The 12,331-nt window shown below is 45.3% G+C and carries 8 protein-coding genes; 1 reads left to right on the top strand and 7 read right to left on the bottom strand.

Annotation, left to right across the window (positions count from 1 at the left end):
• Positions 1-134 precede the first annotated feature (134 nt).
• Entirely contained in the window at positions 135-1,634 is a 1,500-nt protein-coding gene (locus E0D71_RS13850; RefSeq protein WP_133003913.1) for a methyl-accepting chemotaxis protein, read from the top strand.
• Positions 1,635-1,716: 82 nt separating this feature from the next.
• On the opposite strand, the gene E0D71_RS13845 is transcribed toward E0D71_RS13850, so the two are convergent.
• The 7 genes from E0D71_RS13845 to E0D71_RS13815 all read right to left on the bottom strand — a co-directional run bounded on the left by E0D71_RS13845 (position 1,717) and on the right by E0D71_RS13815 (position 12,244).
• A complete protein-coding gene (locus E0D71_RS13845) occupies positions 1,717-3,609 on the bottom strand; it encodes a methyl-accepting chemotaxis protein (protein ID WP_133003912.1) in 1,893 nt (630 codons plus the stop codon).
• Positions 3,610-3,860: 251 nt separating this feature from the next.
• Positions 3,861-6,980 (bottom strand): efflux RND transporter permease subunit, encoded by a 3,120-nt coding sequence (locus tag E0D71_RS13840; RefSeq protein WP_133003911.1) that lies wholly within the window; start codon positions 6,978-6,980, stop codon positions 3,861-3,863.
• A 9-nt stretch (positions 6,981-6,989) separates the two neighbouring features.
• Positions 6,990-8,519, bottom strand: coding sequence for an efflux RND transporter periplasmic adaptor subunit (locus tag E0D71_RS13835; RefSeq protein WP_133003910.1), 1,530 nt, complete (start codon positions 8,517-8,519; stop codon positions 6,990-6,992).
• Positions 8,516-9,901 (bottom strand): TolC family protein, encoded by a 1,386-nt coding sequence (locus E0D71_RS13830; protein ID WP_133003909.1) that lies wholly within the window; start codon positions 9,899-9,901, stop codon positions 8,516-8,518. The genes E0D71_RS13835 and E0D71_RS13830 overlap by 4 nt, the downstream gene beginning before the upstream one ends.
• A gap of 69 nt (positions 9,902-9,970) precedes the next feature.
• The gene (locus E0D71_RS13825) at positions 9,971-10,429 is read right to left on the bottom strand and encodes a hypothetical protein (protein WP_133003908.1); all 459 of its coding nucleotides are present in this window, start codon (positions 10,427-10,429) and stop codon (positions 9,971-9,973) included.
• 149 nt (positions 10,430-10,578) lie between these two features.
• The gene (locus E0D71_RS13820; protein ID WP_133003907.1) at positions 10,579-11,745 is read right to left on the bottom strand and encodes an MFS transporter; all 1,167 of its coding nucleotides are present in this window, start codon (positions 11,743-11,745) and stop codon (positions 10,579-10,581) included.
• Between the two features lie 148 nt (positions 11,746-11,893).
• Complete coding sequence (locus E0D71_RS13815; RefSeq protein WP_133003906.1) at positions 11,894-12,244, bottom strand: hypothetical protein; 351 nt, start codon at positions 12,242-12,244, stop codon at positions 11,894-11,896.
• Positions 12,245-12,331 lie beyond the last annotated feature (87 nt).

The raw sequence follows: 12,331 nt of genomic DNA, 5'->3' as shown, positions 1-12,331 counted from the left end.
TTTATTTATCTTTTGGAATTTCCCGAGAATGGATTTTTGGAAAAAACCTTAAAAATCATCAAGAAACAAATCCAATAGTTAATTCTCTGCGTATAGAAAACAAGAAATCAACAAGCTCGTTGAGGAGCTCAATAATGTCAGTTACAACAAACAACACGCTAAAAAATGATCTGTTAATCTATCGATTTTTACTTGTTCAAATTCCTGTTTTGCTTATTAGCGGTCTGGTTGGTGCTTCGCTTTTTTCATTTACCCTGATCTGTGCAACGCTTCTTTTTGTCATAACACAATGTCTCTATAGCCTTTTTAAAGGTACGCAACTATTCGCGGTGTGCGCTGGTATTTTGATGATGCTGGTGTCGTCATGCCTAATTCAAAGTCAGTTGGGCATGGTCGAGATGCATTTTCATATCTTTGCCGCTATGGTGATTTTTTTAGTCTATCAAAGTTGGAAACCCATTATTGCGGCCTTGCTGACCACCGCGATTTACCATATTAGTTTCATGTTTATTCAAATGAGCGGCTATTCCATTGGTGATATGCCCATTATGGTGTTCTCTGGAGAGCACAACACGTGGATCATGATAGTCCATTGTCTTTTCGCTATTTCAGAATCTATTTTATTGATTTATATGGCTTTTCTTATGAAAAGAGAATCCACTTCAAATCTTAATATTGCCAATGCCATATCAGTTATTTCCGATAATAATGACTTATCTGTTCGTTTGCATAACCCAACCTCAAATGCAGAAATCACCTTTAATTTATTACTGGATAAGCTCGTCGGTCTCTTTAACGACTACCAAAACATTGCCAATGAGCTGGTTAGTAGCAGTGGGAAAATTCAAGAAATCAGTGAGCAAGTCACAGGGCATGTCATGACCAGTGATGAAAGAGCCCAGATGGTAGCCACCTCAGCGACGGGCATTTCCCATACTATGAAGGTCATTTCGCAAAGCAGTAGCGAATCGGCCAATCTCATTGGAGAGCTAGAGCAAGGGATTTTAGGTGACAGTAATCAGACTCTCGATATCATGAAAGACATGGAACTCTTGTCACAAAATACCTCCTCCATTTCAGAATCATTAACCTCCCTGACGGCCGATGTGGAGTCCATCACCACCCTGCTCAATTCTATTCGCAGCATTTCAGAACAGACGAACTTGTTGGCGCTAAACGCGGCCATCGAAGCGGCAAGAGCGGGAGAAACTGGCCGAGGTTTTGCTGTGGTAGCAGATGAAGTGAGAACCCTTGCGTTGCGATCAAGCCAATCAACCGATGAAATTGAAAAAGTACTCAGTAACTTAAATACCAGTGTGAGTAATACGGTTCACTCAATGGAATCAGGTAAAGAACGTACGTCGATCAGCGTCGAACATGCCGATAAAATCTCTAAAGCCTTATTAGAAAGAGCTCAGTCGGTTAATCAGGCCGTTCACGCCAGTAAAGCGATTGCTCAGGAGTCCGTTGAGCAAGAGCGTGTCATCTCATCGATTAATGAGCAAGTAGGAGAAAATGCCAAGTCGATTGCCTCGTTATCTGCCCTGATGGACCGTCTTCAGCAAAGCAGTAAAGACATTAACGCCGTGACCAAAATCTACGAAGCAAAAGCAAACCTGTTTAAAACACACTGATTAATCCATAAAAAATGCCTCACTCAAATCTGAGTGAGGCATTGTCTAATCTTGATGATTCTTAAACACTCAAGACTAAAAGCTACACTTTAAAGCCCGCCACCAGGGTATCCAGTCTAGTCGACAGAGTACTCAAGGCCTTACTTTTATCCGATAACTCATTGGCACTGGTAACGCTGCTCATGACAGAATCTTGAATGCCGGTCACATTTTGCGCCACGTCTTCGATGGCAGCAAGCTGCTGCTCTGTTGCTAGGGCCACCTGCTGATTGATCTTGTTCATCGTATTCACTTGTTGATCAATCATTTCCAGTGACTTAGTGGCAATTTGCATAGAGTCTACGGCATCATGGGCGATTTTCTGCCCAGAGGTTGAAGCAACCAAAGCCTTTCGAGATTCAGATTGCAACTTGTCTATCATGACCTGGATTTCATCGGTGGACTGCGCGGTGCGTTTCGCCAAGTTACGAACCTCATCCGCAACCACGGCAAAGCCTCGTCCTTGTTCACCGGCGCGGGCAGATTCAATGGCCGCGTTTAACGCCAATAAGTTCGTTTGCTCCGAAATGTTGCGAATAACTTCTAATATGCTGCCAATTTGCTCAGAATTCTTCGCAAGTTCCGTAACGATGATCGCCGTTTTCTCGCTCTCTTCGGCCAAGTTTTCTACCGTACTTTTTGCAGAAGAAACAACGCTTAGACCATTTCTCACTTCTGTTTCTACGGTATTGGCGGTGTCTGCAGCGTCGGCGGCATTTTCAGATACTTCGCGAACCGAGGCCTCTACTTCGTGTATCGCGGAGGCCACCATAGAAGTTCGGTCACTTTGCATTTTGGCGTCATTTAACATGGAATCAGCGGAATTTAGCATGGTTTTCGAAGCATCATTTAGCTCATTACTGGTTTGAGTAACCTGCTTCACCATATTGTGTATGACGCTCACAAAATTATTAAAGCCATTGCCAATGCTCGCCAGCTCTATTGGTCCTGTATTGTCCAAACGATGACTTAAATCGCCCTCGCCTTCACCAATATCTTTCAAATTATTGGCCACTACTTGCAACTGCTTTACCAATCTTGAGCCAATTAAGAAAGCCACGATCACACTGACGATACTCAGCAAAATCCCCATTAAGAGCAGAGAATTCCCCATAGAAACGACGCCACCAAAGACAACACTATTCGGGATTTCTGCCACTAATATCCAGCCCATGGCCGGAATATACTGGCTGGCTAAAACAGAATCTTTCGCCATGACGATGTTTAAACCGTCTTGTTTTAGCAATGCTCTGCCGATTTTATTGCCATATAAGTCAGTGACCTTGGTTTTCTCTAACAAACTTTCATTACGATGTACTTTTAATGTACCGTCTGTCGACACCAAATAAACAAAACCACCGCCATTAAAGGTGAAGTTATTTAGGTAATCCGTCATCTTATTTAAATTCATACCAAAACCGGCCAAACCAATGCCATTTGGGTTTTGATAGTTAACAAACAGCTTTATCTCACCGGTCCCTGCGTTGCGATAAACACTGACATTCTTTTCTTTACCCGAACGCGTGAAATCAAAAAACCAACCATCTTTATCGGTACTCAAGGTTCGTAAAAAACCGTCTTGATTCCAATATTGTGCGCTTGATCTGTCTGCCCAAGAGGCCGTGTCTAAGCCAAGTCGTTCTTTCGTATTATTTAACAAGGCGACCACAGCGGCTTCGCCGGATTTAGAATGTCCATTTTTGGCCCACTCTAAAATCATGGGGTTATTGGCTAATAATTCAGCATTGATTGATAAACTCTCAATTTGATTCTCTACGGAGTTTTTAATTTGTGTAAGTTGTGCAGGGAGTTCTGTTTCCGTTGTGCGCTTTAACATCACCGCTCTTGCCTGATAAAAGCTTAAAATCCCCATAGAAATGGTGGCGATTAAAACCACGATGACAAACGCATAGATAAGACGTAATTTCAATGACACAGAGTGAATCCTTTTACGAAAATGAGTGGCCAGCCTTCGATGCTGTCCAATTGGTCAGGTACCCGCGTAGTTTAATCAAATACTGGAAAAAATGATCTAGGGCGCGTGGAATTAATTAAAAAATAACCTCTTATCTTTACCTTAATAAGCATAGGTAGAATACTTTTTTGCCCTTATAAAGATGAAATCAGAGCCAAAAAGTCAACGACATGAATCGTTTGTTTTTGGCTCTGACTTTGCGCTTTAAAAGGTTATTTTAATCTGGACTTTTTCCATAAGAAATACACCACAGGCAAGACCAACAGAGTCAAGATGACCGCACTGACCATGCCTCCAACCATGGGCGCGGCAATTCTACTCATTACTTCTGATCCCGTACCTGTGCCATACAAGATAGGCAACAGGCCAATAATAATGGCCGCCGCCGTCATCATCACCGGGCGTACCCGCATTCCGGCGCCATGCAAAACCGCATGATAAAGAGTCTCTACATTGGGTTGTGTATTGTTGTCAGCGCACTCTTGCTTTGCATCACGCCATGCTTGATTTAAATAGACCAACATAATTACGCCGATTTCCACCGCCACACCTGCTAAGGCAATAAAACCAACCCCCACAGCGACAGAAAAATGAAATCCAAGTAAATACATCAGCCAAGTGCTGCCCACCATGGCAAAAGGTAAGGTCCCCATGATGATCGCCACTTCAGAAAAAGTACGAAAATTAATGTACAAAAGGACGATAATAATCAGCAAAGTAAGTGGTATCACATAGGTGAGTTTCTCTTTTGCTCTTTGCATGTATTCGTATTGCCCTGACCATACCAAGGAATAACCTGTTGGCAACGTCACTTGCTCTGCGACCACTTTTTGAGCGTGCTCAACGTAGCGACCTATGTCCATGCCCTCAATATCCACAAAGGTCCAGCCATTCAAACGTGCGTTTTCACTTTTTAACGCCGGTGGACCCTCTTCTACATAGACACGAGCAAGATCGCCTAACACAATATTCAAACCAGTCGGCGTGACAATGGGCAGTAAGGCTATCTGTTCGGGAGAGCTACGATAATCTTGCGGGTAACGCACATTAATCGGATAGCGTTCTAACCCTTCCACCGTATTGGTTACATTGGCGCCACCAATGGCAGAAGATATAAAGGTTTGGACATCTTGAATGTTCATGCCATAGCGAGACGCCTTACCTCGATCGATGTCAATTTTCACATACCGACCACCTGCAACCCGCTCTGAATACACAGACGCTGTGCCCGCCACTGGCTTTAAGACTTTTTCTAGTTGCATACCAATATCTTGAATAATGCTTAAGTCTGGTCCAGCTACTTTAATGCCAACTGGCGTCTTAATACCGGTTGCTAACATATCAATACGCGTTTTAATGGGCATTACCCAAGCGTTTGTCATACCGGGTATCTTGACCAACTGATCCAGCTCTTGTTTTAACTTGGCTTTGGTCATGCCATCGCGCCATTGCGACTGAGGTTTGAACTGAATAAAGGTTTCTATCATGGTTAATGGCGCGGGGTCGGTGGCCGTTTCTGCTCGTCCGACCTTACCAAATACCGTTTTCACCTCAGGGACCGTTGCGATTAATTTGTCGGTTTGTTGCAGTATCTGCCGAGCTTGCCCAATGGAAATACCTGGAAACGCGGTTGGCATGTACATCAAATCCCCTTCATCTAAGCTGGGCATAAACTCACTGCCTAATTTATTCACGGGCCAGAGACCGATCAATAAAATAACCAAGGCGATGCCAATGGTCCGTTTAGGTGCGTTCAATACCGCCTTTAATGCGGGTAAATAGATTGCCTGTAAGGCTCGATTTATCGGGTTTTTATGCTCAGATAAAATGTTACCGCGTACAAAATACCCCATCAAAACAGGAACCAAAGTGATGGCTAACGCTGCCGAGGCGGCCATGGCGTAGGTTTTGGTGTACGCCAAAGGGCCAAACATACGTCCTTCTTGAGATTCCAAGGTAAATACAGGCACGAAACTAACGGTAATGATTAACAAACTAAAGAACAGCGCTGGTCCCACTTCTGTCGCCGCCGTAGCGACAACCTGCCAACGATTTTCCTTGGTCAGCGGCGTTTTCTCCATGTGCTTATGGAGGTTTTCAATCATTACGATGGCGCCATCAATCATGGCACCTATGGCAATCGCAATACCACCAAGGGACATGATGTTGGCGTTGATGCCTTGCCAATGCATGATGATAAACGCCGTTAGAATCCCCACCGGCAAACTAATAATGGCCACCAAAGAGGAGCGAATATGAAACAAAAACAGCATGCAAACTAGGGCCACCACAATGAATTCTTCGAGTAGCTTGGACCACAAATTGTCCACCGCGCGGTCAATAAGACCAGAGCGATCATACACGGTCACCACCTCGACGCCGTTGGGTAAACTGGCTTTTAAAGCGTCAAGTTTCGCTTTTACCCCTTTGATGGTTTGTTGAGCATTTTCACCGTAGCGCATCACCACCACGCCGCCGACGGTTTCTCCTTCGCCATTCAATTCTGCGACACCACGGCGCATCTGTGGACCAACACGAACCTCAGCGACGTCTTTTATCGTCAATGGTACGCCTTGATCAGAAACGCCAAGGGGGATCATTTCAATGTTTTTGACACCTTTGATATAGCCAGACGAACGCACCATGTACTCGGCTTCTGCCATTTCAATAACAGACGCGCCAACTTCTTGATTACCGCGTTTAATCGCATTTTGAATGTGACTCAGTGGCATCTTGTAGGCGCGCAATTTATCTGGGTCGACACTGACTTGATACTGCTTAACCATGCCGCCAATGGGCGCGACTTCGGAAACCCCTGGAACGGTTTGCAGTTCAAATTTTAAAAACCAATCTTGCAATGAGCGTAACTGGCTCAAATCATGCTGGCCTGTTTTGTCTACCAAGGCATACAAATACACCCAGCCAACCCCCGTGGCATCTGGGCCTAATTGCGCTTTTGCGTTATCTGGCAAGGACGGAGCGACCTGGCTCAAGTACTCTAAGACACGACTTCTGGCCCAGTACATGTCTGTATTTTCATCAAAAATGACATAGACATAAGAGTCGCCAAAAAAGGAGTAGCCACGAACGGTTTTCGCACCAGGCACAGAGAGCATAGCCGTGGTTAATGGGTAAGTTACCTGATCCTCGACCACCTGAGGTGCTTGCCCTGGGTAACTGGTTTTAATAATAACTTGCACATCTGACAAGTCTGGAATGGCATCAACCGGTGTATTCTTGAGCGAATACAAACCAACACCAACAAGAATAAGGCTAGCTAATAACACCATTAAGCGGTTGTTAATAGACCAACGGATTATCGCTGCAATCATAATCAACTCCTACTTAACGTCAGTATCTGAGAAATCAGTAACCACAAAGAGAGTGTCGCTCTGACGGGTAATGGCAAGTTGCATGTCTCTGCCGATCGGCAAATCATCCAACACCAGGTCTTTGGCTAACGTAAAGGTCATGGTCATTTTTGGCCAGCCCCATTCGACGATCGCCTCGTGATTCACATTGATGCTTCTAGTGGTGGCATCGATCCGATTGATGCGTGCCGACACCCAGACGGTATCCTTATTGTGTGCGGTGTCTTTGGTGCTGTTAAGAGGTGTTTTTTTTGTTTTTTGAGCGCGCTCATTTTGACTGCTCATACGTCTGAAGTCGGAGCTTTTACTGGATTCTGAGTCCAACAGAAATTGTGCTGAAGTGACCACTTTATCTCCCGCCAGCAGCCCGTCTTGAATTACTACGTAATCATCACCCAATGCGCCGACGGTGACGGCCAATGACTTATATTGGCCATCCCCTAATGCGAGCACGACTCTGTTTTGTTCTCCGGTGCGAATCAATGCCTCTTTTGGAATCAATAAAGCAGGTTGTTTGCGGCGTGTTTTAATCTGCACATGGGCGAACATATTTGGCTTCAACAAGCGATCTGGGTTTGCCAAACGCACGCGAACCCGTAAGGTACGCTCTTTTTCCGTTAACTCTGGGTAAATAAAATCCACCTTGCTGTTAAAGGTTTTTCCCGGCAAGGCAGCAAGGGTCGCGTTAACCTCTTGCCCTATCTCTACTTGATGAGCTTGGCGTTCAAAGACATCGACATTGAGCCAAACCTCACTCAGATTGACAATCGACATCAAGGTTGTACCAGGCTTTATATAAAAACCCTCTTGAACACCTAAGCGCTCTATTACCCCGCTTTGTGGCGCATAGAAGCGCACCGTTTGAGACACTTTTCGTGTTGACCTGAGTTCATCAATCAACACCTGCGAGACGTTCAATGCGCTTAGGCGCGCAGCGCCAGCTGAGATCATCGATTGGTCTTGTCGCTTCAATGCAAAGACAAATTCTTTCTGAGCGTTGACTAAGGCGGGCGAATACAAATCGAATAAAGGCTGACCTTTTTCAACAAAGTCGCCGTCTGATTTTACAAAGCTTTTTTCTACCCAACCTTCAACACGTGAATGCACATGAACCAGGCTGTCATCGTTATAAGCCAAGTAGCCCACGGTTCGAATATCATTTTCTAAGTATCCGGTGAACGCAGCAGCACTTCGTACCCCCAGATTATTAACCACATCAGGGGAAATACGAATGGTTCCAACCCCTGCTTCTGCCTGCTTTGGGGTGCCATAAAAAGGCACCAAATCCATTCCCATAGGAGATTTTCCTGGCTTGTCACGTCGATAGTTCGCATCCATAGGAGCTACCCAATAAAGAGGTTTCGCCGGCAACGTTGGTGTGCTGGAGGCGCTGTCTGTTGCTGTCGATTCAGACGAGTCTGTGTGCTGAGCAAAAAAGTACCCTGTTGTAAAAAAGGCCCCAGCAAGAACAAAAAAACCGATTGTTTTGAGCATTTTCATTTGGCGATTACCTCTTCTTTCGTCGTCAACACATACGCTAATTGGGACAAACGTTTAGCACGCTCAACCTCGATATTTATCCGTTCTACATGGGCATTCAGTGTGTCTATACGAGCCTGTAGAACCTCGCTAAAACGCCCGTCATTATTGGTGTAGGCGTGCAACATAGATTGAGCACTGGCTTGGTAGCTAGGAATAAGTTGGTGCTGATAAAGGCTTATTTGTTGATCTAATAACCTAATGTCAGAAGTTAAAGAGCGATATTTAGCGAGTAAGTCGTTTAATACCAAGGCTTTTTCAGAGACCAATGAGGCAACCTCAAGCGACGCCGCTTTTACTTGAGCGTCCTGTCGACGGGTTGAAAAGATGGGCATGCTGACGCTCACCGCAACGGATGCCAGATCAGAGCGTGCCATGCCATTCAGGTCATCGCTTCGATAGCCATAACCCAACGTCACCCCCCATTCAGGTTTGTATTTTTGCTCCGCGATCGACTTTTCTATTTTTGCGGTGCTTGATTGCACATCCACAAGTCGAACCAAAGGATGCTGGCTCAGGCGAGCGGCCAATTGATCCAATGAAGACGCATTAAGGGACTGAACAACACGATGAGAGTTTGCCCACAAAGAGGCTAAAGGAAGCTTGTCTGTCGCAAGCTGTATACTTTCTGGAACAAGTGACGGGTCGAGATATTGAGTCAACTTGGTCAGCGCATTTTGTTTGGCCTGATTGAGCTTCGTTAAACGCAAATCCAGGTTATGTATCGCTAATGTCGCACGCACCAGATCTTGCTGTTTTTCCTGCCCATATGCGCTGCGATAACGCCCTTCTACTTCTTCGTTAAGCTGCTCAAACAAGCGTTTGTTGTGCTGAACAAGCGCAATACTCTGTTCAAATTTATAGGCCGTTAACCACAAATCAGAAACGGTCATGGTGATGATGGCTTGACGGTTCTCCCGTAGTAAGGGCATTTGATCGCCTTGTGCTGCGTATTTTTCACCAATGAGCGACAAGGTATCGCCAGCAGGAAATACTTGAGACACAGAGAGATTAACTTGCGTCATGGCTTCTTGGTGAAAATCGCCGGTGTCGGTGGGCAAGTTTGATAAGCCAAGGCTGATTTTAGGATCAGGCAATGCTGTCATACCACCACTTAAGGAGCGTATAGCCGCTTCTTTAGCCTGATTTGCCGTCAACCACTCATCCTGTGAGACCGCCTTACTGATTACGGTTTGGAGGCTCAAGGTTTCGGCATCGACGACAAACGAAGTCATTGATAAAGCCAAAACACAAACACTGCGATTGAATGTCTTAGTAAATACATGGGGGCGCTCGGCGTCTTGAAACGGACGCAAGAATGCCAAAAATAGGTTGTTAACCATGGATTTTGATTCTCTTTAATAAATTCATGAACGCTCATTGCCCATAAGGCAAAGAGCAAAAAATCGAATTTAAGAAAGCGCTATAGGAGGGAAATAAGGGGTATTAGGGTAAGTGGAGCGATAAGAATTCGCGGCTAAAACGGGCTGAATAGAAGAGATTACAACAGACGGGGCGTCATAACTGGCAAGCAAACCGGAAAAGCTACTGCAATGGTTGTCCATACAATCTTGATGATCATGATGTGTCGACATGCCATTGCAATCCTGAGAAACACAATGCATGTCAGTCATAGTGGCAGCATGAGACAAGCGACTATCCTGAGACCGGAGTGAATCATGAGGCATAGAGCCCTCAACGGATAAAATAGGGTCTGTCGTGTCCATTGCCATGCTGCTTGATGAAGAAGCACCAAGCATGCTGTTCGTCGTTATGGTGCTAAAGAATAGCGACAGCGCAAACAGAAACAAGCACACAAAACTGTACTTCTTCGCAGTTGCATTGACGTTATCTAATACACATTTCGACATTAAAAATGGCTCTTATTTCAGTTGGATCACACTTTATGCAACTCTATAGACGATTGCAACCAAATGACATCATTAGATGCATTGCCCACAAGCCAACCGGTGCCAAGGTAAATAGCGCTTGTAACCGGTTAGCACGCTGTAATTGCTTATTATGCTGTCTGGGTTGAACCCTGAGCAAGTTTTCGACTTATCATCAGCAACAGCATGGCTGATACGGACAAAATCGCCGCCGTACTTGGAATCCAAGCGTAACTGAAACCAAGCGTAATCACAGCACCACCAAGTACAGCACCCAAAGCGTTGCCCAGGTTAAAGGCGCCAATATTAATAGACGATGCCAACCCAGGTGCCTGGTCAGCAATTTTCATGACGTTCATTTGTAATGCCGAGCCGCTACCGAAAATAGCCACACTCCAGAAAAAGACCATGATTCCTGCGGTGATTATATTGCTGGCGACCAAGCTAAACAAACACGCCATGATGATTTGTGCGGCAAAGGTAATAAACAAAGCGCGATCAGGCGATTTATCCGCCAATTTGCCGCCGATATAATTACCACAAGTAAAACCAACCCCAGCCAGAGAAAGCATAATGGCAATGGCGCTTTCAGATGCGTCTGCCAGTGTATGCAGGATAGGCGCAATGTAGGTGTACAAGGTAAACATAGAGCCCGCGCACAACACCGTTGTGCCAAATGCGCGCAACGCCGCTGGCTGCATAATAGACTGAAGCTCTTTGCGTACATCTGGCTTTTCAGTTGCGGCCATCGTGGGAAGATTTCGTGCTAGCCCTAACATCGCAACCACACCCAATACCGCGGTCACGGCAAACGCAACTCGCCATTCAATATTCTGCCCCAACCAAGTGGTGATAGGCACGCCGATAATATTCGCAATGGTCAAACCCAACAACATAGAAGCAACGGCGGAACCTTGTTTATTCTTGGGCGCTAAATTCATCGCCACCATAGCGCCAATACCAAAAAATGCACCGTGCGCCAAGCTGGTCACCACTCGAGCAAACATCAATATTTCATAGTTGGTTGCCAATGCCGCCAACGTATTGCCAACCACAAAAGTGCCCATCAAGCCGATAAGAGCGCTCTTTCGGCTAAAACGCGCTAGGTACAAAGTAACAATTGGCGCGCCAAACATAACACCAATGGCATAAGCACTGATCAATAACCCAGCGGTTGGGATGGAAACATGAACGCCATCGGCAATGACGGGCAATAACCCCATAGGCATAAATTCTGTTGTACCAATGCCAAACGCGCCCAGCGCGATGGCAAAGATTCCCCATTGATAAGCTTGCATAGATTGTAAAATTTCCCTGTTAAAAGACTGGCAATAAAAAAGGAAACCACGGTGTGGCTTCCTTATCATTATATCGATGTATTTCGATATATAGTATCAGCAAAATCGGAAAACGTTCAGCCTCTTCACTGTTAAAAACAGTATATCATTATTTTTTCCCTTGTATTGGCCGTGGTGCCTTGCCACAACAATGGGGAATATGGTTGAGATTGTCCCGTATATTTTGCTCGACCTGCTTCGCCAGATGCAATCGCCAACGATAGAAAATACCACGATTAAGTGACATGTTTGCCTTTTGAAGCCCCGACACTATGTCGGTTAATGAAATCAACAGCGCATCATAATGAACTAAAATACGCTGTTTCTTCCATTCTATCTGGAGAAACTCAATGCCCTCACGATGACGCCAGCGCTGAAAGAAATCGCCAGCAGTCGACTGAGTCATGCCGACCACCCGCAGAGTCACTTTAGCAACACAAGCCGAACGCGCATACGCCATATCATCCTCACTATTTTTTCTTACTTGGTGCCCAAAACCACCAAGCGATTAACGCGATTAATAACACACCTAAAATATTCACTAATA

Source organism: Marinomonas sp. KMM3893 (assembly GCF_004352855.1).
GTDB lineage: Bacteria > Pseudomonadota > Gammaproteobacteria > Pseudomonadales > Marinomonadaceae > Marinomonas > Marinomonas arenicola.
This window is presented reverse-complemented; position numbering and strand designations above follow the sequence as displayed.